This window comes from Profundibacterium mesophilum KAUST100406-0324, assembly GCF_009835145.1.
GTDB classification, from domain to species: domain Bacteria; phylum Pseudomonadota; class Alphaproteobacteria; order Rhodobacterales; family Rhodobacteraceae; genus Profundibacterium; species Profundibacterium mesophilum.
On record NZ_APKE01000020.1, the window covers coordinates 31,799 to 57,748 of the forward strand.

Here is a 25,950-nt window from a genome sequence, read left to right on the forward strand (position 1 = left end):
GAGATGACTGACAAGCCGGCCACCCCATTGCTCGACCGCGTGGCGAGCCCGTCCGACCTCAAGGGGTTGAGCGATCCGGAACTCAAGGCGCTCTGCGGCGAATTGCGCGCGGAGACGATCTCAGCCGTCAGCGAGACGGGCGGGCATCTTGGTGCGGGTCTCGGCGTGGTCGAGCTCACGGTCGCGATCCACTCGGTCTTCGACACCCCGCGCGACCGGCTGATCTGGGATGTGAGCCACCAGTGCTATCCGCACAAGATCCTGACTGGCCGGCGCGACCGCATTCGCACGCTGCGCCAGAAGGACGGCCTTTCGGGCTTCACCAAGCGCTCCGAATCGCCCTTCGATCCCTTCGGTGCGGCCCATAGCTCGACCTCGATCAGCGCGGCGCTGGGCTTTGCCGTGGCGCGCGATCTCGGCGGCGCGCCCGATCCCGCCCTGGGCGATGCGATCGCGGTGATCGGCGACGGGGCGATGAGCGCCGGCATGGCCTATGAGGCGATGAACAATGCGGGCCATCTGGGCAAGCGTCTGATCGTGATCCTCAACGACAACGAGATGAGCATCGCCCCGCCGGTGGGCGCGATGTCCTCCTACCTGTCGCGGCTTTACGCCGGCGCTCCGTTCCAGGAATTCAAGGCGATCGCCAAGGGCGCCGTCAGCTTCCTGCCGCCGCCCTTCCAGGAGGGCGCGCGCCGGGCCAAGGACATGCTCAAGCACATGGCCGTCGGCGGCACGCTCTTCGAGGAGCTCGGCTTTTCCTATCTCGGCCCGATCGACGGGCATGACATGGACCAGCTCCTGCCGGTGCTGCGCACCGTCAAGGACCGCGCCACCGGGCCGATCCTGATCCATGCGATCACCCGCAAGGGCAAGGGATACGCACCCGCCGAGGCGGCCCGCGACAGGGGGCATGCCACCGCCCGCTTCAACGTGCTGACCGGCGAGCAGTCCAAGGCGAAGTCCAATGCGCCGAGCTATACCCGCGTCTTTGCCGAGACGCTGATCGAGGAGGCCGCGCGCGATGCGCGGATCACCGCGGTGACCGCGGCGATGCCGGACGGGACCGGGCTCGACCTTTTCGCCGAGCGGTATCCCTCGCGCTGCTTCGACGTGGGCATCGCCGAGCAGCATGGCGTGACGTTCAGCGCCGGCATGGCGGCGGGAGGGCTCAAGCCCTTCTGCGCGCTCTACTCGACCTTCCTGCAGCGCGGTTATGACCAGGTCGTGCATGATGTCGCGATCCAGCGGCTTCCCGTGCGCTTTGCCATCGACCGCGCCGGGCTCGTGGGAGCCGACGGCGCCACCCATGCCGGCGCCTTCGACACGGCCTTCATGGCGAACCTGCCGGGCATGGTGGTGATGGCCGCCGCCGACGAGGCGGAACTCAAGCACATGGTCGCCACCGCCGCCGCCCATGACGACGGGCCGATCGCGTTCCGCTTCCCGCGCGGCGAGGGGACCGGCGTCACCCTGCCGGAGCGCGGCGAGGTTCTCGAGATCGGCAAGGGCCGGATGATCGCCGAGGGCAAGGGCGTTGCGATCCTGTCCTTCGGCACCCGCCTTGCCGAGGTCGAGAAGGCCGCCGAATCGCTGCGCTCCCGCGGCATCACCCCCACGATTGCCGATGCGCGTTTCGCAAAGCCGCTCGACCGGGACATGATCTTGAAGCTGGCCCGCGACCACGAGGCGCTGATCACCATCGAGGAGGGCGCGATCGGCGGTTTCGCCAGCCATGTGGCGCAGCTTCTGGCCGAGGAGGGTATCTTCGATCACGGGCTCAAGTTCCGCTCGATGGTGCTGCCCGACACGTTCATCGACCAGGCCAGCCCGCGCGACATGTACGCGGTTGCAGCCCTCAACGCCGAGGATATCGAGGCGAAGGTGCTGGACGTCCTTGGCATCGACCGGCTCGACCGCCGCGCCTGATCGCCGCGCGGCCGGCGCAACCCTGCGTCACTCGAAAGGAGCTGACGCGGGGTCCGGTTGGACAGGGGCATGCCTGGCCGGCACCCTCTGATGCGGGGAGGTGCCGACATGCACGAGAAAACCGACGGGCTGCGCATATTTCGCTGGGGCGTCCTGATCCTGGCCGCGTTCTATTGGCTGGAGCTGTTCAGGCGTATCGAACCCGAGACGTTCGGCTGGCAGTTCCGCTACCTCACCATATGGGCGCTGAGCCTGAGCGTGGTCTCCGCGGCGATGATGCTGCGCCACATGCGCGGCGGGTCGCCGCCTTACGTGCTGGCCGCGACGACGGCGATCTTCAACGCGCTGGTGCTCCTGCTCTACTGGCGGCTCTATTTCACCGATCCCGCCCTGGTGAACGGCTCGGGAGAGATCGTCGCCTGGCGCGAATACTACCTTCACGGCGCGGGGCCGGTGCTCCAGATCATCGACGCATTGCTGCTTTTCGGCGCGTTCCGGCGGCCCTTGGCGACCGTCGCCGCGACGCTGGCGGGGATCGTCCTTTATGTCGGCTGGATCGAGCTTCTCGTGGGGCCGCGCAACGCCGAGCCCGCGGGCCTGGTGACAAGCGGGCTGCCCTATCCTTTCCTCAACGACCTGGCCCTTGGCGGGCGGTTCGAGTTCTACGCGACGACGACGGTGACCGGGCTCGTCTTCATCGCGCTCGGCACCATCGTGACCTGGGCGCGGGGCCGGATGCTGCGCGGCAGGGCGGCGCCGGTCTAGCCCTCCGCCGGCCGCTCGCGCTCCAGCAGGTCGGCAAGCCCGCTGCGATAGTCGGGAAAGAGCAGGCGCAGGCCCAGATCGCGCTTGATCCGGGCGTTGGAGACGCGCTTGCTCTCGGCATAGAAGCTGCGCGCCATCGGCGACAGCTCGGCCGTCTCGAAGGGGACCTCGGGCGGCAGGGGCAGACCGAGCAATTCGGCCGCATGGGCGATCACGTCCTGCGGCGGCGCCGGATCGTCGTCGCACAGGTTGTAGATGGCGCCCGGAGCCGGGGCGGCCATGGAGGCGGCGAGCGCCTGGGCGATGTCATCGACATGGATGCGGCTGAAGACCTGTCCGGGCTTGATGATCCGGCGCGCGCTGCCGGAACGCAGCTTGGCGAAGGGGCCGCGGCCCGGTCCGTAGATGCCCGCCAGGCGAAAGACATGCAGCGGCAATCCGTGCCGGTCCTGCATGTCGCGCCATTGCCGCTCCGCCGCGACCCTGAGCGCGCCGCGCCGGGTGGCCGGGCCGGGCGGCGTGTCCTCGTCCACCCAGCCGCCGCCGTGATCGCCGTAGACGCCCGTGGTCGACAGATAGCCGAGCCAGCCCAGTTGCGCCGCGCGCCGGGCAAGGGGGCCCGCGACGCTGCGCAGCACCGGATCGCCCTCCTCGTCGGGTCCGGCGGAGACGAGGACATGGTCCGCCTCGCCAAGGGCCGCGCCGAGTTCCGCCGCGCCCGTGCCGGGATCCCCGCCGCTCGGCGCGGACCAGATCAGAGGCTCGATCCCCTCGCCGGCGAGGGTGCCGGCCTTGCCCGGATCGCGGGTGGTGCCGATGATGCGCCAGCCTTCGGCGCGCAGGCGCGCCGCGAGCGCCCGCGCGCTGTAGCCGTGGCCGATGGACAGGAGCGTGCCGCTCATGATCCGCTCCGCGGGAAAAGCGCCAGCCGCGTGCCCGGGCAGGGCTCCGCGAAGAACGTGTCGAGCAGGGCGGCGAAGACCGGATCGGCGCCGGGAACGGCCGCGAAGAGCGTCGCGCAGCTGCGCAGCTTGAGCGCGTCGACCGGCCCGAGGATGTCCTGCGCATCGCGCTCGGAATGACGCATCATCGTCCTGGCGCAATCCATGAGACGCGGGCCGAGAACGGGATGGGCGAGATAGGCTTCCGCCTCGGCCAGGCCGGCCAGCCCGAAATGGCGCGCGGTTGTCGATTTGCCGAGGCCGAGAAGCTGCGGAAAGATGAACCACATCCAATGGCCGCGCTTCTGTCCCTCGCGCAGCTCGGCGACGGCATTGGCATAGACGCCCGATTGGGCCCGTGTGAAACGCTCGAGATTCATGTGGCGTAATCCGACCCTTCTGCGTCGAGCATGGCGCGAAGCTCGGCAAGATGGCCGGCGCCCTGTTCGGGATATGCCTCGATCTGCCGGGCCGTCCTCTCGGCGACCTCGTCGCTCAGGATGGCGAGGGGGCGCCCGGTCTGAAGCGCCAGGATATAGGTCCGCGCGGCGCGTTCGAAGTGATAGAGCCTGTCGAATGTCTCCGCCGGATCGGCGCCGATCACGAGCACCCCGTGATTGCCCAGAAGGAGGACCTTGATGGCCGGATCGTCCAGAAGCCGCGCGCAGCGCGCGCCCTCCTGCTCGAGGGCCAGGCCGCCATAATGCGTGTCGACGGCCACCCGGCGGAAGAAGGCGGCGCTGTTCTGGTCGATGGGCGGCAGGACGGGATCGGCCAGGCAGGCGAGCACGGTGGCATAGGGCGAATGGACATGCATCGCGCAGACCGCGTGCGGGCAGGCGCGGTGCAACCCCGCATGAAGGCCCCATGCGGTCGGATCGGGCAGATCGGAAGGCTGGCCGGCGGAAGGTTGGCTGGCCGAAGACTGGTCGGAGGCGGGCGGTGCGGCGAGGTCAAGCTCCAGCAGGTCGCTTGCCCTGATGCGCGAGAAATGGCGGTTGGCCGGATTGATCACGAACCGCCCCCGCCCCGTCATCAGGGAGAAATGATTGGCGACACCCTCGTGCATGTCGAGCCTGGCCGCCCAGCGGAAGGCCGCCGCGAGATCGGCGCGCCGGTGCCGGCCGGTCATGTCATGGCGCTCGTCGCTCGCGGTCATCTGGTCCTCCTCCGATGCGCCACGATCATAGACCGTGCCGGACGCACTGTGCCAGCGGGGAAACGGCCCCCGGGCCCGCTCAGCCCTCGAGCAGCCCCAGAAGCGCCCGCTCGGAGGCGCGCAGGCCCCGGATCGCGGGCGCGGCGCGGATGATCGCGCGGCGTTCGGCGCGGGCCGCCGTGCTCAGCGCGATGACATCAGGGTGGATGTAGCTCTTGCGCGCGATGGCGGGGGTGTTGCCGAGGCGCGCGGAGGCGGCGCGCGACATCTCGGCGATGCTCGGCCCCGCAGCGGCTTCCTCGTTCCCGTCATCATCACCGCGCGCATCCTTCAGCGCAAGGTCGAGCGCGGCGACGGTCCCGGCCCAGGTGCGGAAGGTCTTGGCGGTGAACCCGGCCTCGCCGGTGATCTCGGCGAGCCGCTCGTTCACCTGGCAGGACGTGACCTCGTGCGGCTCGCCCCGCTCATCAGTCCAGCTGACGAGGCCGGCGCCCGGCAGCTCTCCCAGATCGTGCAGCACCCGCGCGAGGCGCTTGTCGCGCAGGTGCTTGCGGATGCGCTTGCCGCCCTTGCCGACGTAATCGAGGCTGAGCCCGTCATCGCCGAGATCGAGATGCTTGCGGCGCAGCGTCGTCGCGCCGTAGCTTCCGTTCTCCTCGCTGTAGCTGGCATGGCCGATCCGCATCGCCATCCTGTCGATCATCGCGAGGATGGCGGCGACGGCATAGTCGCGCTCACCCGCCTCGCCGTTGAGATCGCGGCGGATATGGCGGCGGATCGAGGGCAGGGCGGCCCCGAAGCCGGCGAGATCGCCGAACTTGTCCATCGACCTGAAGGCGGTCCATTCGGCATGGTAGCGATATTGCTTGCGCGCCCGGCCATCGCGCCCCGTCGCCTGCAGATGCCCGTTATGCAGGGGGCAGATCCACACGTCCTCGTAGGCGGGCGGCACGCCGAGCCCGTCGATCCGGCGCCGTTCGAGCTTGTCCTCGATCCGCGTGCCGTCCGGCGCGCGGTAGGAAAAGCCCCGCCCCGCCCGGCGGCGGCTGATGCCGGGTCTGGCATCGGGATAGTAGACGAGGCTGCGCGGTGCTGTCGGCATGATCGGCAAACGGGCAAGGCACGCACGCGGTTCCCGGCGCCCGCGCCCGGCCCGCGGCCATCTGCATCCCCGGCCATGCGGGATACGTTGCGGCACGGCGGCCGGTGATACGCCGGCCGGGCGCGCAGCGACAGCTTGTCGCGCCGCCCCGCTTTGGCCTATGCCGGTCAAAACGCGTGAAGGAGCCGTCATGACCCCAGAGACCAGCCTGCCCCTCGTGACCCCACCGGTGCCCGAGCCGGAGGCATTCACCGATGCGGCCGCCGCCGTGGAGCGGCTGAAGGAGCTCTACGAGGGTGCCGCGACGTTCCTGTCCGAGAAATTCGCGGATGCCGCGCGGGGCGGCCGCCCGCAGGCGCGCTACCGTGCCTATTATCCCGAAGTGCGCCTGACGACCACGAGCTATGCCAGCGCCGACAACCGCATGAGCTTCGGTCATGTCGCCGAGCCGGGCACCTATTCCACGACGATCACCCGGCCCGACCTCTTTTCCAACTATCTCACGCAGCAGATCGGCCTGCTGATCGAGAACCAGAAGACCCCGGTGATCGTGGGGGCCTCGGCGACCCCGATGCCCGTGCATTTCGCCGTGGCCAACGACGCCAATGTCACGGTCCCGCATGAGGGGGTGATGGATTTCACCCTGCGCGATGTCTTCGACGTGCCCGATCTCGCGACCACCCATGACGACATCGTCAACGGCTTCGGCTTCACCCATGCCGACGGGTCGGACCCGCTCGCGCCCTTCACCGCACAGCGCATCGACTACTCGCTCGCGCGGCTCGCGCATTACACCGCGACCGCGGCCGAGCATTTCCAGAACCACGTCCTCTTCACCAACTACCAGTTCTACGTGGAGGAGTTCGAGGCCTTCGCCCGCGCCGCCCTCGCCGATCCGCAAAGCGGCTATACCGCCTTCGTGGGACCCGGCAACGTGGTGATCGAGACGCGCGACGCGCCGCTGCGGCAGCTTGCCAAGATGCCGCAGATGCCAAGCTATCACCTCAAGCGCGCGGGCGGTGGCGGCATCACGCTGGTCAATATCGGCGTCGGCCCCTCCAACGCCAAGACCGCGACCGATCATATCGCGGTGCTCCGCCCGCATGCCTGGTTGATGGTCGGGCATTGCGCGGGCCTGCGCAATTCGCAGCGGCTGGGCGATTTTGTCCTCGCTCATGCCTATCTGCGCGAGGATCACGTGCTCGACGACGATCTTCCGGTCTGGGTGCCGATCCCGCCGCTCGCCGAGATCCAGATCGCGCTCGAGCAGGCGGTGGCCGAGGTCACCGCGCTCGAGGGGTTCGAGCTCAAGCGCATCATGCGCACCGGCACGGTGGCGACGATCGACAACCGCAACTGGGAGCTGCGCGACCATTCGGGCCCGGTGCAACGGCTCAGCCAGAGCCGGTCGATCGCGCTCGACATGGAAAGCGCGACGATCGCGGCCAACGGCTTCCGCTTCCGCGTGCCCTATGGCACGTTGCTGTGCGTGTCGGACAAGCCGTTGCATGGCGAGCTGAAACTGCCCGGAATGGCCACCGATTTCTACACGACCCAAGTGGCGCGGCACCTGCTGATCGGGATCAGGGCGATGGAGGCGATCCGCGAGATGCCGCTCGAGAAGATCCATTCGCGCAAGCTGCGCAGCTTCGAGGAGACGGCGTTCCTCTGATCGCCGTGCAGCGTCCATCGCCCCGCCCCCGTGGCCGTGCCTCCGTGGCCATGCCCCCGTGGCCCTGCCCCCGTGGCCATGCCCCCGTGGCCCTGCCCCCGTGGCCCTGCTGCCACATTCGCGCCATGTTCTCGCCGCACCGAGGCCCGCTTTGGGGTGATTGGTCGGCGGGAATCCTCTTGCGGGGCCGCGATAGTCCTAGTTTTTAGTGCTCGGCCGCCCACTAATCGTTGTGTTAAAACGCTATATGACGTTAAATCCCGGCGATATTCCCTATTCAGGGGCAGCGAGGAGAAGACCATGGCGACCAAACCGATGACAAAGACGCAGCTCGTTGCTGCCCTGTCCGAAAAGATGGACAGCGACAAGAAGACCGCCAACGAGGCTCTGGACGCGATCATCGCCGTCATCACCGAAGAGGTTTCCGGCGGCGGTGCCGTCACCCTGCCCGGCGTCGGCAAGATCTACTGCCGCGAGCGTCCCGAGCGCATGGTCCGCAACCCGGCCACTGGCGAGCAGATCAAGAAGGACGCCGACAAGGTGGTCAAGATGACCATCGCCAAGGCACTCAAGGACAGCGTCAACGGCTGACCGGCGCATGACGGCATCCATGGTGCGGCCGGGAATGCACGTGAATGGCGATACGGATGACGGCGCGTCCCTCGGGGCGCGCCGCACCCGTCTGATGGGGCCGGGCGTGCCCACCTTTCACGATCCCCCGCTGCACCTGGTCGAGGGGCAGGGCGTCTGGCTCCGCGATGCGTCGGGGCGGCGCTATCTCGACTGCTACAACAACGTGCCGCATGTGGGTCACGGCCATCCGCATGTCGTGGCCGCGATCGCCGGTCAGCTTGCCCGCCTCAACATCCACAATCGCTACCTGCATGAGGGGGTGCTCGACTACATCGAGCGGCTGACGGCCACCATGGGCCACGACCTGACGCAGGCGCTTCTTGCCTGCACCGGCTCGGAGGCCAACGATGTCGCGCTGCGCATGGCACGCGCCGTCACGGGCCACACCGGATTGATCGCGACGGACAACACCTATCACGGCAACACGAGCGCCACCTCGCAGCTGGGGACGCGGCGGCCGCCCATCGGCGGCTTCCCCGATCATGTCAGGCTCGTCCCGGCACCCGAAAGCCCGGCCCCCGCCGGAACCGCTCCGAAAGAGCTGGCCGAGGCGTTCGGCCGGCAGGTCGCCCGCGCCATCGACGCGCTCGAGGCGGCCGGGCACGGCTTCGCCGGAATGATCCTGTGTCCGGTCTTTGCCAATGAAGGGGTGCCGCGGGTCGCGCCCGGCTTTTTCGCCCCCGCACAGGCCGCGATCCGCGCGGCGGGCGGCCTCGTCATCTGCGACGAGGTGCAGTCGGGCTTCGGGCGCTGCGGCACGATGTGGGGCCATGAGCGTCTCGGCATCGTGCCGGATGTCGTGACGCTGGGGAAACCCATGGGCAACGGCTACCCGGTGGCCGGGGTGGTCACGCGGCCCGATGTCATGGCCGCCTTTCGTGGCGCTTTCGGCTATTTCAACACCTTCGGCGGAACGCCCGTCGCGGCGGCGGCGGGAATGGCGGTGCTCGACGTGATCGAGCGCGAGGGGCTCGTGGCCCATGCGGCGCGGGCCGGCGCCCATGCGCGCGAGCGGCTCGCCGCGCTGCGAAGCCCCCTGATCGCCGAGCATCGCGGCGCGGGCCTGATGCTCGCCCTGGTGCTCGAGCGGAACGGGGTGCCGGCAACCGACATCGCGCAGCGGGCGGTGGAGGCGATGCGCCGGCGCGGGGTGCTGATCGGGCGGATCGGGCGCGAGATGAACATCCTCAAGATCAGGCCGCCGCTGCCGATCACCCTCGCCGAGATCGACTTCGCCTGCGACATGCTGCAAGAGGTGCTGGGAGAGCTGGGGGATCGGGGGGCATGAGCGCGGGGCTCGCGCTGACGGCGCTGCGCGCGGCGGCCCACTGGACGCAGGCGCCGGCACCGCCCCGGCTGATCGCGCATCGCGAGAACGCGGTCTTCCTGCTGGCACTCGGTGATGGCCGGCGCGGCGCGCTCAGGCTCCATCGCGGCGGCTACCAGGGTGATGCGCATATCCGCTCGGAGCTGGCCTGGACCGAGGCGATCGCGGGGGCCGGTTTCCCCTGTCCCGCGCCGATCCGCAGCCTGTCGAACGCCCTCCTCGAATGCCTGCCCTGCGGCACGCGCGCTTCTGTGACCGGGTGGATCGACGCCGCGCCCTTCGCGCCCGCCGCGCCGCCCGATTTCCACGCGCTCGGGGCGCGCATCGCGGCGCTGCACCGGGCCAGCGACGCGATCGCGCTGCCCGAGGGGTTCGAGCGCCCCGCCTGGTCCGCCGAGGGGCTTCTTGGCGAGGAGCCTCTCTGGGGCCGCTTCTGGGAGAACCCCGCCCTCGATCCCGGCGAGGCGGCGCTGCTCGGCGCGCTGCGGCCGGAACTGCGCCATGCGCTGCGGGGCATGGATGCCGATTGGGGTCTCATCCACGGCGACCTGCTGAGCGGCAACCTGCTGCACGGGGAGCGGGGGCCCGTCATCATCGATTTCGACGATGGCGGTTGGGGCTGGCGCCTCTACGACCTGGGGACCGCCCTGATCGAATCGGTCGGTGCCGCCGATTTCAGCGAACGGCGCGATGCGATCGCCGAAGGCTACGGGCTGGGTGATGCGCGCCGGCTGTCCCTCTTCGTCCTGCTCAGGGCCCTGGCCTCGGCGGGCTGGGTGATGTCGCGCACCCGCCGGGGCGATCCGCGCCAGAGGGCCTACGCGCTGCGCGCACTCGTCTGCGCGCGCGCTTATGCGGGGTCGAACTCCCCGGCATGACGGTCGAGATAAATCCGCAGCCACGGGGTGAAGCGCTCCGGCGCCTCGGCGATCTCGGCGCGCAGCGCGTCGAGCCCGATCCACCGCGTGTCCGCGACCTCGGACGGGTCCGGGCGGGGCAGGGGGCGCTCCCGCGGTTCGGCGACAAAGAGCGCCACGACCTCGTGTTCCGTCATGCCGCCGCCGACATCGGCGCGGTATTCGATCGGCGCACGCGGGCACGGGTGGAGATGCCACAGGCCGAGCTCCTCGCCGAGGCGCCGCCGGGCGCAATCGGCATCCGTCTCGCCCCAGGCGGGATGGGTGCAGCAGGCATTGGCCCAGAGGCCGGGCGTGTGATACTTGCCCGCCGCGCGCCGTTGCAGCAGTGTCTCGCCGCCATGGTTGACGAAGACGGAGACGGCCTTGTGCCTCAGGCCGCGCAGATGCACCTCGAGCTTGTCCACGGGACGCAGCACATCGTCCTCCCATGCGGGGATCCGTCCATGCGCCGCGTCGACCGGAACCGCCTGGCGGCTCATGCGAGCCCTTGCCCGATCAGGATCAGCACCGCGGCGCCGGCCGCCCCGAGACCGACGAGCCCGGCCGCCTGCCAGCGGGGGCGGCGGCGTTCGGGTTCGCGGCGCTGGGAGGCGCGCATCAGGGCCTCCTCGGCAAGATGCGGCAGCTTCGGCCCGAAGCGCGAGAGCACCTGCGCGGTGCGTGTCAAATCGCGCAGCAGCGCCTTGGGCCCGACATTGTCGCGGATATACTCCTCGACGATCGGCTGGGCGACCTGCCAGATGTTGATCTGCGGATGCAGCGAGCGGGCCACCCCCTCGACCACGACCATGGTGCGCTGGAGCAGGATCAGTTCGGTCCGCGTCTCCATCCCGAAGCGCTCCGTCACCTCGAAAAGGTAGTTGAGCAGGCGTCCCATCGAGATCCGGGTCGCGTCCATTCCGAAGATCGGCTCGCCGACCGAGCGCAGGGCGCGGGCGAACTCGTCGATGTCGCGGTCGGCGGGTACGTAGCCAGCCTCGAAATGGACCTCCGCCACGCGGCGGTAATCCTTGCGGATGAAACCGAAGAGGATCTCGGCATAGGCGCGGCGGGTATATTCGTCGAGCCGCCCCATGATGCCGAAATCGAGCGCGATGATGTCGCCGTCCGGCGCGATCTTGAGATTGCCGTGATGCATGTCGGCATGGAAGAACCCGTCGCGCAGCGCATGCTGCAAGAAGAGCGTCAGCACCCGTTCGCCAAGCGCGGCGCGGTCATGCCCGGCCGCCTCGATGGCGGCGATGTCGTTGGCCGGAATGCCCTCGGCCCAGCCCAGCGTCATCATCCGGCGCGTGGAGAGGAACCATTCGGCGGCCGGAACGCGAAAGCCCGGATCGCTGGCGGTATTGGCGGCGAATTCGGCGCTCGAGGCGGTCTCCATCCGCAGGTCGAGCTCGCCCAGCACCACGCCCTCGAAATGCGCGATCACCTCCATCGGGCGCAGGCGGCGCGCCGAGGGTGCCAGCAGATCGACCATGCGGGCGGCGAGATAGAAGGCATCGACATCGCGGCGGAAGGCCTTCTCGATGCCGGGGCGCAGGACCTTCACCGCGACATCGCGGCCATTCTCCTTCAGGCGGGCGCGGTGGACCTGCGCGATGGAGGCGGCGGCGACCGGCTCGGAAAACTCCTCGAAGATGCTCATCGGATCGGCTTCGAGCTCGCGCGCGACCGTCTCGAGCGCGACGGCGCGCGGGAAGGGCGGCAGCTTGTCCTGCAGCACCTTGAGCTGCGCGGCGAGCTCCTCGCCGACCACGTCGGGACGGGTCGAGAGGACCTGCCCGAACTTGATATAGGCCGGGCCGAGCGCGGTGAGCGCCCGCGTCGCGGGCGGCAGGGCCGGATCGCCGGCATAGCCCAGCCATTTGAACGGCCAGCCGATCAGGCGGGCGGCGATGCGCAGCGATCGCGGCGCGCGGAAGGCATCGAGCACGACATTCATCGCCCCCGTGCGCTCGAGCGTGGCGCCGGTGCGCACCAGGCGCCAGATGTTGTGCGGGCCCCTCACCTAGAGCTTCCAGCCGGAATGAAGCGCGGCGATGCCCATCGACAGGTTGCGGTATTTCACCTGCTCGAAGCCGGCCGCCCGGATCATTGCGGCGAAGGTCTCCTGATCGGGGAAGCGGCGAATCGATTCCACCAGATACTGGTAGCTGTCGCGATCCCCCGCGATCGCCTCACCCATGCGCGGGATCACGTTGAACGAGTAGAGGTCATAGGCCTTCTGCATCAGCGGCACGGGAAGCTGGCTGAACTCCAGCACCACGAGGCGGCCGCCCGGACGCAGCACGCGGAACGCCTCGGACAGGGCATCGGGGATGCGGGTCACGTTCCTGATCCCGAAGCTGATGGTGTAGACGTCGAAGCTGGCATCCTCGAAGGGCAGGGCCATGGCATCCCCGGCCACCCAGTCCAGGTGCCCCGCCAGACGCTCGGCCTCGGCCCGCTTCCTGCCCTCGACAAGCATCGATTCGGTCATGTCGCAGACGACGGCGCTGGCCTGCGGCGCGCGTCCGAGGAAGCGGAAGGCGATATCGCCGGTGCCGCCCGCCACATCCAGCAGCCTCTGGCCCGCGCGCGGCGCCAGCCAATCCATCATCGCGTCCTTCCACAGCCGGTGGATGCCGACCGACATCACGTCGTTCATGATGTCATAACGCGACGCGACGTTGGTGAAGACACCGTGCACGCGGCCGGCCTTCTCCTCCTCGCGCACCGTCTCGAAGCCGAAATGCGTGGTCTTGGGATCGTTGTCCTGCATGGGTCTTGCGGTCCTTGCTGCTGGGGCTTTCTTATAGGGCGCCGGGGGGGCGTGACAATGCGCAGCCGGCGAGGAAGGTCCGCGACCGGGCCGCGCAGCCAAGGAGATGCCCGTGCCCGAACTGCCAGAGGTGGAAACCGTCCGAAGGGGGCTCGCCCCGGTCATGGAAGGGCGCGTGATCGAGGCCGCGCAGGTGCGCCGGCCGGATCTGCGCTGGCCTTTTCCGCCGGATATGGCCGGGCGGCTCGAAGGGCAGAGGATCACGGCGCTGCGCCGGCGCTCGAAATACCTGCTGATCGCGCTCTCCGGCGGCGAGACGCTCCTCGTGCACCTGGGGATGACCGGCCGGATGCTGATCGCCCCGCCGGCGGCCGGGGCGGGGAATGACGCGGTGTCGCGCGGTGCGGCGCCGGGGCGCTTCGTCCACGCGCATCCGGCCCCGGCCAAGCATGACCACGTGGTGCTCGATCTGGAGGGGGGCACGCGGATCACCTTCAACGACGCGCGCCGTTTCGGGGCGATGGACCTGATCGCGAGCGACCGGCTGGAGGCCCATTGGCTGCTCGCGAAGATCGGGCCCGAACCGCTCGGCAACACCTTCGACGGTCCCTACCTGGCGCGCGCCCTTGCGGGGCGGGCCGCCCCGATCAAGTCGGCGCTGCTCGATCAGCGCGTCGTGGCGGGCCTTGGCAACATCTATGTCTGCGAGGTGCTGCACCGGGCGGGCATCTCGCCGCTGCGCAAGGCGGGGCGGATCGCGGCGGCCCGTATCGAGGGGCTTGTCCCGCTGATCCGGCAGGTCCTGGGCGAGGCGATCGAGGCAGGGGGCTCGTCGCTGCGCGACTACAGGCAGGCGGATGGCGATCTTGGGTATTTCCAGCACCGCTTCGCCGTCTACGACCGGGCCGGGGCGCCCTGTCCGCGCGAGGGCTGTGCGGGCACGATCCGCCGCATCGTCCAGTCCGGACGCTCCAGCTTCTACTGTCCGCAGTGTCAAAGATAGCTTGATCGGGCGCAACAGAGTGGTAAGGCTGCTCACCTGACGGAACAATCGAAAGCCCGTAATCATGGCCTTCAAGACCATAATCGTGGAGATCGACGATCACGTCGCCCTCATCAAGCTGAACCGGCCCGAGGCGCTCAACGCGCTCAACCAGGCGCTGCTCGACGAGCTGGCGCGCGCGATCACCGAGGCCGACCGGAACGAGAAGGTGCGTTGCATCGTCCTGACCGGCTCGGAGAAGGCCTTCGCCGCGGGCGCCGACATCAAGGAGATGGCGGAGAAGACCTTCGTCGACGCCTTCTCTTCCGACTTTTTCGGCCCGCAGACCGAGGTGATCGAACGCTGCCGCAAGCCGATCATCGCGGCCGTCGCGGGCTACGCGCTCGGCGGCGGGTGCGAGCTTGCGATGATGTGCGATTTCATCATCGCCGCCGATACCGCCAAGTTCGGGCAGCCCGAGATCAATCTGGGCGTCATCGCCGGGATCGGCGGCACGCAGCGCCTGACCCGTCTCGTGGGCAAGTCCAAGAGCATGGAGATGCACTTGACGGGGCGGTTCATGGATGCGGAGGAAGCCGAGCGCTCGGGCCTCGTGAGCCGTGTCGTGCCGGCCAAGAAGCTGATGGACGAGGCGATGGCCGCGGCCCAGAAGATCACCGAGAAATCCATGCTGGCGACGATGTCGGCAAAGGAGGCGATCAACCGCAGCTACGAGACGACGCTCTCCGAGGGCCTGCTGCATGAGCGCCGCCTCTTCCATGCGCTTTTCGCGACCGAGGATCAGAAGGAGGGCATGTCCGCCTTCCTCGAAAAGCGCGAGGCGCAGTTCCGCGACAAGTGAACGCCCGCGCGGCCTGGCTGCTCGCGCCGGTCACGGAGCGGGGCGTGCGGCAAGCGGCGAGAGAAATTGCCGCTTCACAGCGCACGGATTTCGGTCTATAGGCCCCCGATACATGCGCGTGAGGCCCGCTCTGGCCGGACTGTCCCGGCCCTTTGTCCGGGCGCGGCTTCGCACGCAGACGACATTCGAAGATTCTGCGAAAGAGAGCTGCACATGGCCAATACGCCCCAGTCCAAGAAACGCGCCCGCCAGAACGATCGCCGCGCCGCGATCAACAAGGCCCGCCGGTCGCGCATCCGTACCTTCCTGCGCAATGTCGAGGAGGCCATCGCCTCCGGCGACCAGGAGAAGGCCAAGAGCGCGCTGCAGGCGGCACAGCCCGAGCTGATGCGCGGCGTCTCCAAGGGCATCGTCCACAAGAACACCGCATCGCGGAAGATCTCGCGCCTGTCCTCGCGGGTCAAGGCGCTGGCCTGATCCGTCCGGCGCCGCCCGTCGCGGCGCCCGGCATTCGGCGGTCCATGGATGACCCGATGTGAAAGCACGCTTCGTCGAAGCGTGCTTTTTCGCGTTCGGCGCGATCCCCGATGACATGAAAAGCACAGATTTGTGCGGGCCCCGGATTCGACTCGGCCAAGGCCTGAGTCAAGGTGATTGATCTATTGCGGCAATCCAAGCGGCGTTGCTACCTTGGCCCTGCGATTCACTTCGTTGGGGGGACATGACGAAGATGCTGCCAGATCGCGGCGCAGATCGGAGCCAAGGGCACAGCATGCCCGGCCACCGCTAGGCGCCGGATCAATTGTATCGAAGCTGGCCCGAGGCACCTATGGGGGGTGCCGACTGCCTTGCTTTTCCGGGGCGCTGCGCTCCGGACATGTCCGTATTGTAACGTCCGCCGCGAGCGGCGCCAGGCGACTGGGCAGCAATGCCCGGTGGATCGCCGGGCCGTCCTTTGCCGTGGTCAAAGCAGCGCCGCCAGGCCTGTGTGCCCGATCCGCCCCCGTGCGGACCGGCCGCCCGGGATCTGTCCGGTTGCCTTGCCGAAGTGCGCATCGAGAAAACAGGTTTGCAGTCCGGGCGGGGGTCCGGGCTGCCATGGGGCGACAAGGGGCAGTGGAAGCGATGACGAACGATATCTGGAGCGACATTCGGCAAGGTCTGCGCAACGCGGTCGGGCAGAACAACTACAAGACCTGGATCGAGCCTCTCGAATTCGCCGATCTCACCGACGGGATCGCCACCTTCGTCGTGCCATCGCAATTCGTGGGCAACTGGGTGTCGCGCAATTACGGCGAGCAGATCATCCGCGAGATCGCCGCCTCGGGGGCATCCGCCCGCCGCATCGACTTCCGTGTCGAGCGCCCGGCGGCATCGGCGCCGCCCGTTGCCGCCGACCCCGGCGCCCCGGCCCAGCCCACTGCCAAGGCTTCCGATGCCGCCCCCGGCGACGCACGCGCGCCCGCCCCTGCCAAGCCCGCCCGCCCCGGCGGCATGGAGATCCAGGGCGCATCGCTCGACCGCAATTACACCTTCGACAGTTTCGTCGTCGGCAAGCCCAACGAACTGGCCCATGCCGCCGCCCGACGCGTCGCCGAGGGCGGCCCCGTCACCTTCAACCCGCTGTTTCTTTATGGCGGCGTGGGCCTGGGCAAGACCCACCTGATGCATGCGATCGCCTGGGAACTGCAGGCGCGCGAGCGCGGCACGCGGGTGCTCTATCTGTCGGCCGAGCAGTTCATGTACCGCTTCGTCCAGGCGCTGCGCGACAAGCAGATGATGGATTTCAAGCAGCTCTTCCGCTCGGTCGACGTGCTGATGGTGGATGACGTGCAGTTCATCGCTGGCAAGGACAGCACGCAGGAAGAGTTCTTCCACACGTTCAATGCCCTGGTGGACCAGCGTAAGCAGATCATCATCTCCGCCGACCGCGCGCCGCAGGAGATCGAGGGGCTGGAGGGCCGGATCGCCAGCCGCCTGCAATCGGGTCTCGTGGTCGATGTGCATCCCACCAACTACGAGCTGCGCCTCGGCATCCTGCAGCAGAAGGTCGAGCAATACAGCACCCAGTTCTCGGATGTGCGCCTCGCCTCCGGGGTGCTCGAGTTCCTCGCCCATCGCATCACCTCCAACGTGCGCGTGCTCGAGGGGGCGCTCACCCGGCTCTTCGCCTTCGGATCGCTGATCGGGCGGGAGATCGACGTGGCCGCGACCCAGGAATGCCTGACCGACATCCTGCGCAGCTCCGACCGCAAGACCACGATCGACGAGATCCAGCGCAAGGTCTCGGACCACTACAATATCCGCCTCGCGGACCTGATCGGGCCGAAGCGCCTTCGGATCTACGCGCGGCCCCGCCAGATCGCGATGTTCCTGTGCAAGCAGATGACACAGCGCAGCCTGCCCGAGATCGGGCGCCATTTCGGAGGGCGGGACCACACGACGATCCTGCACGGGATCAAGCGGATCGAGGCGCTGAAATCGACCGACAGCCAGATCGCCGAGGATCTCGAAATGCTGCGCCGGGCGCTGAGCGCGGACTGAAATCGGGGGCAGACGCCCCCGGAACGCGCGATCGAGGCGCAAAACATCCGGCAAATCAACGAAGACTGTTGCGCCGGAGCGGCGAACCGATAGGTTTGCCTTCCTGCCATCCCGTGTGGAGAGTGACATGAAGATCAGCATCGAGCGCGCCACCCTGCTGCGCGCCGTCGCCCAGGCGCAATCGGTCGTTGAGCGCCGCAATACGATACCGATCCTTGCCAACGTCCTGATCGAGGCGGAGGGCGACACGGCCAGCTTCCGCGCCACCGATCTCGACATCGAGGTGGTCGACCGTGCCCCGGCCAAGGTCGAGCGCGCGGGCGCGACGACGGTGGGCGCCGTGACGCTGCACGAGATCGTGCGCAAATTGCCCGATGGCGCCCTGGTCAGCCTGACCGATGACGGTGTCTCGGGGCGGCTGACGGTCGAGGCGGGGCGGTCGAACTTCTCGCTCGCGACCCTGCCGCGCGAGGATTTCCCGGTGATGGCGAGCGCCGAATACAGCGCCGAGTTCACCGCCAAGTCGGGCGTTCTGCGCCGGCTCTTCGACAAGTCGAAATTCGCCATCTCCACCGAGGAGACCCGGTATTACCTCAACGGCGTCTACATGCATGTCGCCGACGGCGAGGATGGGCGGATGCTGCGCTGCGTGGCCACCGACGGGCACCGCCTGGCGCGGATCGACGCGGCCCTTCCGGCGGGCGCCGAAGCGATGCCGGGCATTATCGTGCCGCGCAAGACGGTGGGCGAGCTGCGCAAGCTTCTCGACGATGACGAGGCGGAGATCGGCGTGTCGGTGAGCGAGACCAAGATCCGCTTCGCCACGACCGACATCACCCTGACCTCCAAGGTGATCGACGGCACCTTCCCGGACTACACCCGCGTCATCCCGAAAGGCAATACCCGCCGTCTCGAGGTCGATGCCAAGGATTTCGCCCGCGCCGTGGACCGGGTGGCAACGGTCAGCTCCGAGCGCAGCCGGGCGGTCAAGATGCAGCTCGACGAGGATCGGCTGATCCTGTCGGTGAACGCGCCCGACAGCGGCAATGCCGAGGAAGAGCTCGCCGTCGCCTATGCCGACGAGCGGCTCGAGATCGGCTTCAATGCCAAGTATCTCCTCGAGATCGCCAGCCAGGTGGACCGCGAGAACGCTGTCTTCCTCTTCAACTCCTCTGGCGATCCGACCTTGATGCGCGAGGGCAACGACACCTCGGCGGTCTATGTCGTCATGCCGATGCGGGTCTGAGCGGCCGGCACCCCTGATAAGACCTTGCGGCGAAAGGTCGGGGTGAAGGGACAGGGCGAAAAGACGGGGTGAAAGGACGGGGTGATGAGCGGCGGGCTTGCACTCACCGAGCTGAGATTGTCGCATTTCCGATCGCACCGCGCCGCGCAGGTGATGCTGGATGGGCGCCCTGTGGCCATCCACGGCCCGAACGGCGCGGGCAAGACGAACCTGCTCGAAGCGGTCTCGCTGCTTTCGCCGGGCCGCGGCCTGCGCCGCGCGGCGGCCGAGGATCTCGCCCGCCTTCCCGAGGCGCTTGGCTGGCGCATCGCCGCGACCCTCCGCGCCGGGGCGCGCCACCACGAGATCGAGCTGCGCGCCGAGCCCGGACAGAGCCGGACGGTCAGGATCGACGACAAGGCCGCGCCGCAGCTCGCGCTCGGCCGGTTGGCGCGCATCCTGTGGCTGGTGCCCAGCATGGATCGCCTCTGGACCGAGGCGGCCGAGGGGCGGCGGCGCTTTCTCGACCGCCTCGCACTCAGCTTCGAGCCGGCCCATGGAGAGGCGGTGCTCGGCTACGAGAAGGCGATGCGCGAGCGCAACCGCCTGCTGCGCGATCAGCAACGCGACCCGGCATGGTATCGCGCGCTCGAGGGGCAGATGGCGCGCAGCGGCGCCCTGATCGAGCGTCGGCGCCGCGACGCGCTGGAGCGGATCGGCCGCGCGCAGGAGGGGGCGGCCACGCAGTTTCCCGTCGCGCTCCTGTCGATGAGCCAGGAGGATCTGGGCGAGGAGGGGCTGGGGGTCCTGCTCGAGCGCGAGCGGGGCCGCGACATGGCGGCCGGACGCAGCCTGCGGGGCCCGCACCGGGCCGACCTCGTGGCGATCTACGGCAGCAAGGACATGCCCGCCGCCCAAAGCTCGACCGGCGAGCAGAAGGCGCTGCTGATCTCGCTCATCCTCGCCAATGCAAGGGCCCTGCGCGCCGATCTGGGTGCCGCACCCATCCTGCTGCTCGACGAGGTGGCGGCCCATCTGGATGCCCGCCGCCGCGCCGCCCTCTACGACGAGATCTGCGCGCTGGGATCGCAGGCCTGGATGACGGGAACCGAGCCCGATCTCTTCGAGGGGCTCGGCGCGCGCGGGCAGCATGTGACCATGGACGCGGATGGCGGCATGCGCCAGGAAGGCTGAGGGGGCGGCGGAAATGACCATCGGATGGGGCGAGATGGCCCTCTACTGCGCGGCGCTCCTCGCGCTCTTCGCGACCCCCGGCCCGGTCTGGGTCGGCCTGGTCGCGCGCACCTTGTCGGGCGGTTTCCGGGCGGCTTGGCCGTTGGCGCTGGGCGTGGCGGTGGGGGATGTGCTCTGGCCGCTGCTGGCGATCCTGGGGCTGTCCTGGGCCGTATCGCTCTACGGCGGCTTCCTTGCGGTTCTGCGCTGGGTGGCGACGGCTGTCTTCATCTTCATGGGCATCGCGCTGCTGCGCGGCGAGGGCGGCGTGCCGGGGCGCGATGGCCGCCTGACCCGGCCGGGCGCATGGGCGGGCTTTGCGACCGGGCTCGCCGTGATCCTCGGCAATCCCAAGGCGGTGCTCTTCTACATGGGGGTGCTGCCGGGCTTCTTCGATCTGCAGCGCCTGACGGCGGGCGACATCGCGGCGATCTGCGCCGCGAGCTTCGCGGTGCCGCTTGCCGGCAACCTGCTGACGGGGCTGTCGATCGACCGTGCGCGGCGATACCTGACCGCACCGCATGTCATGCGCCGCGTCACACGCGCAAGCGGCGTGCTCCTGATCGGGGTGGGTCTGCTGCTTCCCTTCGTCTGAGGCTCACGAAAAGTTGCGGGCGCGCCCGCGCCGGGATGCTAGGCTTGGCGGGCACAAGAGGAGCCCGCCGATGACCTTCATGCCATCCCGCCACCTGGGCCCGCTGCTTGCGGCCGGAGCGTTCCTTGGCGCCTTCGCCCCGCTCGGGCCCGGCGCCGCGGCCCAGTCGATGATGTCCGGGATCGCGGTGGACGGGCCGGCGATGACGCAGGCCGAGCTTACCCGCGGCGAGGTCGAGGCGCGCCTCGCCGCGGCCGTGCCGGGCGCGCCCGCGGATTTCACGGGTCTGCGGCTGAACGGTCTCGATCTCTCGGGTCTCGATTTCGGAGGGGCGATCCTGCGCTCGGCACGGCTCAATGGCACCGATCTCGCCGGGGCCGATCTCGACGGCGCGACGCTCGACCAGGCCTGGCTTCTGGACGCGGTGCTCGACGGGGCCGGGCTGCGCGGGGCAAGCCTGTTCCAGACGCAGCTCACCGGCGCCTCGCTCAGGGGGGCTGACCTTTCGGGCGCGCGCGCGCCTGCCGATTTCACCAAGGCCGACCTGCGCGGGGCGATCTTCACGGCCGCCGATCTGGGCGCGGATACCACCAACCAGTCGATGGGGCTCATGCGCGGCGTGCTGCGCGGCGCCGATGCGCGCGGGGCGGATTTCACCGATGCGCAGATGCTGCGCGTGGTGTTCGAATTCGCCGATCTGAGCGAGGCCCGGCTGGACGGGGCCAATCTCGACACCGCCCTGCTCGCCGGCGCGGATCTGAGCCGGGCGAGCGTTGCGGGCGCGACGTTCGAAGGTGCCGACATGACCGGCGCCAGGCTCGTCGATCTGCGCGGTCTTGCCGATGCCCGGATGGGCGGCGCGCTCAACATGGACCGTGCCAGGCGCGAGTGAGCCGGCGCGCGGCACGGGGATCCGCATGCCGGGGCGGATCCGCGAAATCTGGTGTGTGTGTCGCGTGACAATGCCCCGATACGCCTATATATTGCGCCCGAATTCACCGGGAAGGTTTCCATGGCCGAGGCACAGAGCAACGTCGAAGAATACGGCGCCGATTCCATCAAGGTTCTCAAGGGGCTGGAGGCGGTCCGCAAGAGGCCGGGCATGTATATCGGCGATACCGATGACGGCTCCGGCCTGCACCACATGGTCTACGAGGTCGTGGATAACGGCATCGACGAGGCGCTTGCGGGGCATGCCGACGCCGTCAACGTCACCCTGCATGCCGATGGCTCGGTTTCGGTGAGCGACAACGGCCGCGGCATCCCGGTCGGGATCCATGAGGAGGAGGGCGTCTCGGCGGCGGAGGTCATCATGACCCAGCTGCATGCCGGCGGGAAGTTCGACCAGAACTCCTACAAGGTGTCGGGCGGCCTGCATGGCGTCGGCGTCTCGGTGGTCAACGCGCTTTCGGACTGGCTGGAGCTGCGGATCTGGCGCGATGGCAAGGAGCATGTCGCCCGCTTCGAGCGCGGCGACACGGTCAAGCACCTGGAGGTGGTCGGCGATGCCGGGGGGCGCAAGGGCACCGAGGTGCGCTTCCTCGCCTCCACCGACACATTCAGCAACCTCGATTACAGCTTCAAGATCCTCGAGGCGCGCCTGCGCGAGCTGGCCTTCCTGAACTCCGGCGTCAGGATCATCCTCGCGGATGAGCGTCATGCCGAGCATCTGCGCTCCGAGCTCTATTACGACGGCGGCGTGCGCGAATTCGTCAAGTATCTCGACCGCAACAAGCACCCGATGATCTCCGAGCCGATCTACATCACCGGCGAGAAGGACGGGATCACCGTCGAGGTCGCGATGTGGTGGAACGACAGCTACAACGAGATGGTGCTGCCCTTTACCAACAACATCCCGCAGCGTGACGGCGGCACGCATATGGCCGGCTTTCGCGGGGCGCTGACGCGCACGATGAACCTCTATGCCGGCTCCAGCGGCATCGCCAAGAAGGAGAAGGTCAACTTCACCGGCGACGATGCCCGCGAGGGTCTGACCTGCGTCCTGTCGGTCAAGGTACCCGATCCCAAGTTCAGCTCGCAGACCAAGGACAAGCTGGTTTCCTCGGAAGTGCGCCCCGCCGTCGAAGGGCTGATGAACGAGAAGCTCGCAGAGTGGTTCGAGGAGAACCCCGCCGACGCCAAGATGATCATCACCAAGGTCGTCGAGGCCGCATTGGCCCGCGAGGCGGCGCGCAAGGCACGCGAGATGACGCGCAAGAAGTCGACGCTGGACGTGGCGAACCTGCCAGGCAAGCTCGCCGATTGCCAGGTCAAGGACCCCGCGCAGCGCGAGGTTTTCCTCGTCGAGGGTGACAGCGCCGGCGGCTCGGCCAAGCAGGGGCGCGCGCGCTTCAACCAGGCGGTGCTGCCGCTTCGGGGCAAGATCCTCAACGTCGAGCGTGCGCGCTTCGACCGGATGCTCGGCAGCCAGGAGATCGGCACGCTGATCACCGCCTTCGGCACCGGCATCGGCCGCGATGAGTTCGACATCTCCAAGCTGCGCTACCACAAGATCATCATCATGACGGATGCCGACGTGGACGGCGCGCATATCCGCACGCTGTTGCTGACCTTCTTCTTTCGGCAGATGCCGGAGATCATCGAGCACGGCTATCTCTATATCGCGCAGCCGCCGCTCTACAAGGTGGCGCGCGGCAAGTCGGAGGTCTACCTCAAGGACCAGGCCTCGCTCGAGGATTACCTCATCCAGCAGGGTGTCGAGGGGGCGATCCTGCGGCTCGGCTCCGGCGAGGAGATCATCGGTCAGGATCTCGCGCGCATCGTCGACGAGGCGCGCAGCGTCAGGCGGGTGCTCCAGGCCTTCCCGACCCACTACCCCCATGCCATCCTCGAGCAGGCCGCGATCGCCGGGGCCTTCGCGCCGGGACAGATCGACGCCGACCTCCAGGGCACGGCCGACACGGTGGCGCGCCGCCTCGACCAGGTGGCGGTGGAATACGAGCGCGGCTGGCAAGGGCGCCCGACGCAGGATCAGGGATTCCGCCTGACCCGGCAGGTGCGGGGCGTCGAGGAGGTCCGCACGCTGGACGGGCCGGTGCTGCGCTCCAGCGAGGCGCGGCATCTGGGGTCGATGACCCAGCAGTTGCAAGATGTCTACTCGGCCCCGGCGCGTCTCGTGCGCAAGGACCGCCATGTCGAGATCCACGGCCCGCTCGACCTGCTCGACGCGATCCTCGCCGAGGGCGAGAAGGGACTGTCGCTTCAGCGCTACAAGGGCTTGGGCGAAATGAACCCGGATCAGCTCTGGGAGACGACGCTCGATCCCGAGGCGCGGACCCTGTTGCAGGTGAAGATCGAGGATGTCGCGGAAGCCGACGACATATTTACCAAGCTGATGGGCGACGTGGTCGAGCCGCGCCGCGATTTCATCCGCTCCAACGCGCTGAACGTGGAAAACCTCGACTTCTGAGCCTTTCGCCGGGAGGCGGGTATTCTTCCGCGGCGCGCCGGTCTTCCTGCGCCGCGGAAGCGCGGGATCCATGCATGGGCCGGTAACCGCGGGGTCACGTTGAACTTGGGTGAAAGCCGCCGCCAGGATGCCTCTCGGGCACGCTCCCGCGCAGGGATGCACCGCGCCCGGCCGGCATGAAGGCCGGAGGCTTGAGCCGCCCGCGCGGACGATCCTCCAGCAGATGCGCGCTGCGAAGCACCAGGTAAAATCCGGCACCTTGTTTCTTCGTCAGCATGAAGTTAGCATGCTAACTAATTTTTGCGAAATCGTTTCAGCCGCAGCTTCCATGCGGGGGGTCAAGGTCCTTGCCACTGCCCGCTTTCGCATGGGGTGGGCGCGACCGAGCATCGATGCAATCGCCAGACCGCGAAAAAGGAGACTTGAGGATGCCGATCACCCCGAAACCGCGCCGACAGCCGGATCAGCGCACCCGGCTCGTGCTGAGCGCGCTTGGCGGCTTGCTGATGGCGACCGGCGCCCACGCGCATGCCGACACGCAATCGGTGGCGGATGGCGCGCTGGTTTCCCCGAGCGAGATCGTGGATTGCACCCTCGCGAACGGTGAAGGCTCGCAATGCGCGCGCTACGTGGTGAAATATCTGCCCGACGATCTCGAGATCGGTCCCTTCTGTCCCGCGACCCTGGATGAGGAGGGGGGCATCTGGCACTGGGACGGCGCGGAGGCCGGGCTCTACCGGATCGACGGTGATTTCCTGCGGCTGCTGGACGAGCAGGGCTACACCTTCTTCAACGAGGCCGGAGAGGTCCATTCCTTCGACATCCGCCTTGAAGCGCCGACCGAGACGAACGAGTGCATCCAGGGCTCGGATGATCCGCAGGTCGAGATGACAGTCCTTATCCCCGCGAACCCCGTCATGGCGGATGAGCCGACCAGCCTTGAGACCGTCGCGCAGGTCGGGATCGGGCTGGACGGTGTTCCGATCTTCGGCGATGCGCCCTCCGTCCTCGATACCGGGCATATGCCGGCGCTCGACACCTGCGGCGGGCATGTCGATCCCGGCGGTTGGTATCACTGGCACGCGACGGCCACGGATGTGAACGCGATCTTCGAGATCGAAGGCGTCGATGCGGAATGCGTGAATGTCGAGCAGGATCAGACGGCACAGTTCGGCTATGCCTTCGACGGGTTCGCGATGTTCGGCCCGCTGAACCACGATGGGTCGGTGCCCGGCGATCTGGATCAATGCGGTGGCCATATCGGCCTTGCCGAGGATGGCGGAGATCCCGTCTACCATTACCATTCGGGAGACACGTTCCCCAACTTGCCGGCCTGCCTGATGGGCGTGGTTGCGCAAGACAACTTCTCGACAAACGCGGCGGGCGGTCTGGGGTCCGCCAATGGCGGCGGGGGGCCCGGTGCGGGTCCCGACTTCGGCGCGATGGCCGAGACCCTGGGCGTGGATCCCGCCTTGTTGAGGCAGGCCATGGAAGAGGCCGGTGGCCGGAACGCGGATCTGAGGGTGGTTGCGGACCGGCTCGGTGTTGCCGTCGAAGCCCTGCAGGCGGCCCTGCCAGGGCCCGGTCGATAACGATCGGCTCTCCCGAAGCGTCCGCGATCCGGGCTCGCCTGTTCCCGGAGCGAGGAGACCGAGCTCGCGGAGAGACCGGATCGGCGAGGCGCGGCCCAAACGCGCTGCGACGGAATTTCCCGGCGGTAGGTTTGCCAGCGGCTGCCAAGAGGGCCGAAACCCGTGCCGCGCGAATGCGCAGCCGCTACGCGGTGCACGCCATTTCTCCGGCTCGCTTCGATCCGCCCGTCGCGGGCCATGCCGGTCACGGTAGCCGCGGCACGCAACCGGGGGGATGG

At 68.4% G+C, this 25,950-nt stretch carries 23 protein-coding genes; 16 read left to right on the forward strand and 7 right to left on the reverse strand.

All coding sequences use genetic code 11. From position 1 onward, the window contains the following. Positions 1-3 precede the first annotated feature (3 nt). Both dxs and PMES_RS08370 read left to right on the forward strand, forming a co-directional pair. Complete coding sequence (gene dxs / locus PMES_RS08365) at positions 4-1,929, forward strand: 1-deoxy-D-xylulose-5-phosphate synthase (protein WP_159965258.1); 1,926 nt, start codon at positions 4-6, stop codon at positions 1,927-1,929. 108 nt (positions 1,930-2,037) lie between these two features. After that, positions 2,038-2,694 carry an androgen-induced gene 1 family protein gene (locus tag PMES_RS08370; protein WP_159965259.1) on the forward strand — a complete coding sequence of 219 codons (657 nt, stop codon included), beginning with the start codon at positions 2,038-2,040 and terminating at the stop codon, positions 2,692-2,694. Here the strand turns inward: PMES_RS08370 and PMES_RS08375 are convergent. From PMES_RS08375 to PMES_RS08390, 4 genes are all read right to left on the reverse strand, one after another. Beyond that, positions 2,691-3,596, reverse strand: a complete 906-nt coding sequence (locus PMES_RS08375) for an SDR family oxidoreductase (protein ID WP_159965260.1) — start codon at positions 3,594-3,596, stop codon at positions 2,691-2,693. The genes PMES_RS08370 and PMES_RS08375 overlap by 4 nt on opposite strands. Continuing rightward, positions 3,593-4,015, reverse strand: coding sequence for a DUF1810 domain-containing protein (locus PMES_RS08380; protein WP_159965261.1), 423 nt, complete (start codon positions 4,013-4,015; stop codon positions 3,593-3,595). Before PMES_RS08380 ends, PMES_RS08375 begins: the two co-directional genes overlap by 4 nt. Continuing rightward, positions 4,012-4,794: a class II aldolase/adducin family protein gene (locus PMES_RS08385; RefSeq protein WP_159965262.1), complete on the reverse strand. Its 783-nt coding sequence runs from the start codon at positions 4,792-4,794 to the stop codon at positions 4,012-4,014. Before PMES_RS08385 ends, PMES_RS08380 begins: the two co-directional genes overlap by 4 nt. 79 nt (positions 4,795-4,873) lie before the next feature. Continuing rightward, complete coding sequence (locus tag PMES_RS08390) at positions 4,874-5,896, reverse strand: DNA topoisomerase IB (protein WP_159965263.1); 1,023 nt, start codon at positions 5,894-5,896, stop codon at positions 4,874-4,876. Positions 5,897-6,086: 190 nt separating this feature from the next. Between PMES_RS08390 and PMES_RS08395 the strand changes: the two genes are divergently transcribed. The 4 genes from PMES_RS08395 (at position 6,087) to PMES_RS08410 (ending at position 10,406) form a co-directional block, all read left to right on the forward strand. Next, positions 6,087-7,568 carry an AMP nucleosidase gene (locus tag PMES_RS08395; protein WP_159965264.1) on the forward strand — a complete coding sequence of 494 codons (1,482 nt, stop codon included), beginning with the start codon at positions 6,087-6,089 and terminating at the stop codon, positions 7,566-7,568. Between the two features lie 300 nt (positions 7,569-7,868). Continuing rightward, a complete protein-coding gene (locus PMES_RS08400) occupies positions 7,869-8,159 on the forward strand; it encodes an HU family DNA-binding protein (RefSeq protein WP_159965265.1) in 291 nt (96 codons plus the stop codon). A 7-nt stretch (positions 8,160-8,166) separates the two neighbouring features. Continuing rightward, complete coding sequence (locus tag PMES_RS08405) at positions 8,167-9,489, forward strand: aspartate aminotransferase family protein (RefSeq protein ID WP_236549747.1); 1,323 nt, start codon at positions 8,167-8,169, stop codon at positions 9,487-9,489. After that, entirely contained in the window at positions 9,486-10,406 is a 921-nt protein-coding gene (locus PMES_RS08410; protein ID WP_159965266.1) for a phosphotransferase enzyme family protein, read from the forward strand. Before PMES_RS08405 ends, PMES_RS08410 begins: the two co-directional genes overlap by 4 nt. On the opposite strand, the gene PMES_RS08415 is transcribed toward PMES_RS08410, so the two are convergent. The 3 genes from PMES_RS08415 to ubiE are packed head-to-tail and all read right to left on the reverse strand — an operon-like array spanning position 10,379 to position 13,209. After that, the gene (locus tag PMES_RS08415) at positions 10,379-10,927 is read right to left on the reverse strand and encodes an isopentenyl-diphosphate Delta-isomerase (RefSeq protein WP_159965267.1); all 549 of its coding nucleotides are present in this window, start codon (positions 10,925-10,927) and stop codon (positions 10,379-10,381) included. The two genes, PMES_RS08410 and PMES_RS08415, sit on opposite strands and share 28 nt — an antisense overlap. Beyond that, positions 10,924-12,456 (reverse strand): 2-polyprenylphenol 6-hydroxylase, encoded by a 1,533-nt coding sequence (ubiB, locus tag PMES_RS08420; protein WP_159965268.1) that lies wholly within the window; start codon positions 12,454-12,456, stop codon positions 10,924-10,926. Before ubiB ends, PMES_RS08415 begins: the two co-directional genes overlap by 4 nt. Then, positions 12,457-13,209 (reverse strand): bifunctional demethylmenaquinone methyltransferase/2-methoxy-6-polyprenyl-1,4-benzoquinol methylase UbiE, encoded by a 753-nt coding sequence (gene ubiE, locus PMES_RS08425; protein ID WP_159965269.1) that lies wholly within the window; start codon positions 13,207-13,209, stop codon positions 12,457-12,459. Between the two features lie 112 nt (positions 13,210-13,321). Here ubiE and mutM point away from each other — a divergent pair, with 112 nt between their 5' ends. The 10 genes from mutM (at position 13,322) to PMES_RS08475 (ending at position 25,672) form a co-directional block, all read left to right on the forward strand. Continuing rightward, positions 13,322-14,212, forward strand: a complete 891-nt coding sequence (gene mutM / locus PMES_RS08430) for a bifunctional DNA-formamidopyrimidine glycosylase/DNA-(apurinic or apyrimidinic site) lyase (protein ID WP_159965270.1) — start codon at positions 13,322-13,324, stop codon at positions 14,210-14,212. A 64-nt stretch (positions 14,213-14,276) separates the two neighbouring features. Continuing rightward, positions 14,277-15,053 carry an enoyl-CoA hydratase gene (locus PMES_RS08435; protein WP_159965271.1) on the forward strand — a complete coding sequence of 259 codons (777 nt, stop codon included), beginning with the start codon at positions 14,277-14,279 and terminating at the stop codon, positions 15,051-15,053. Between the two features lie 213 nt (positions 15,054-15,266). After that, the gene (gene rpsT, locus PMES_RS08440; RefSeq protein ID WP_159965272.1) at positions 15,267-15,530 is read left to right on the forward strand and encodes a 30S ribosomal protein S20; all 264 of its coding nucleotides are present in this window, start codon (positions 15,267-15,269) and stop codon (positions 15,528-15,530) included. Positions 15,531-16,178: 648 nt separating this feature from the next. Next, a complete protein-coding gene (dnaA, locus tag PMES_RS08445; protein ID WP_236549748.1) occupies positions 16,179-17,597 on the forward strand; it encodes a chromosomal replication initiator protein DnaA in 1,419 nt (472 codons plus the stop codon). 127 nt (positions 17,598-17,724) lie between these two features. Further along, entirely contained in the window at positions 17,725-18,843 is a 1,119-nt protein-coding gene (gene dnaN, locus PMES_RS08450) for a DNA polymerase III subunit beta (RefSeq protein ID WP_159965274.1), read from the forward strand. Between the two features lie 84 nt (positions 18,844-18,927). Further along, positions 18,928-20,016: a DNA replication/repair protein RecF gene (gene recF / locus PMES_RS08455; RefSeq protein WP_159965275.1), complete on the forward strand. Its 1,089-nt coding sequence runs from the start codon at positions 18,928-18,930 to the stop codon at positions 20,014-20,016. A gap of 13 nt (positions 20,017-20,029) precedes the next feature. Next, positions 20,030-20,650, forward strand: a complete 621-nt coding sequence (locus tag PMES_RS08460; RefSeq protein WP_159965276.1) for a LysE family translocator — start codon at positions 20,030-20,032, stop codon at positions 20,648-20,650. A 70-nt stretch (positions 20,651-20,720) separates the two neighbouring features. Continuing rightward, complete coding sequence (locus PMES_RS08465) at positions 20,721-21,542, forward strand: pentapeptide repeat-containing protein (protein WP_201288976.1); 822 nt, start codon at positions 20,721-20,723, stop codon at positions 21,540-21,542. Positions 21,543-21,662: 120 nt separating this feature from the next. Continuing rightward, a complete protein-coding gene (gyrB, locus tag PMES_RS08470; RefSeq protein ID WP_159965277.1) occupies positions 21,663-24,080 on the forward strand; it encodes a DNA topoisomerase (ATP-hydrolyzing) subunit B in 2,418 nt (805 codons plus the stop codon). Positions 24,081-24,508: 428 nt separating this feature from the next. Continuing rightward, on the forward strand, positions 24,509-25,672 hold the full coding sequence (locus PMES_RS08475) for a YHYH protein (protein ID WP_159965278.1): 1,164 nt from the start codon (positions 24,509-24,511) through the stop codon (positions 25,670-25,672). The last annotated feature ends 278 nt before the right edge of the window (positions 25,673-25,950 follow it).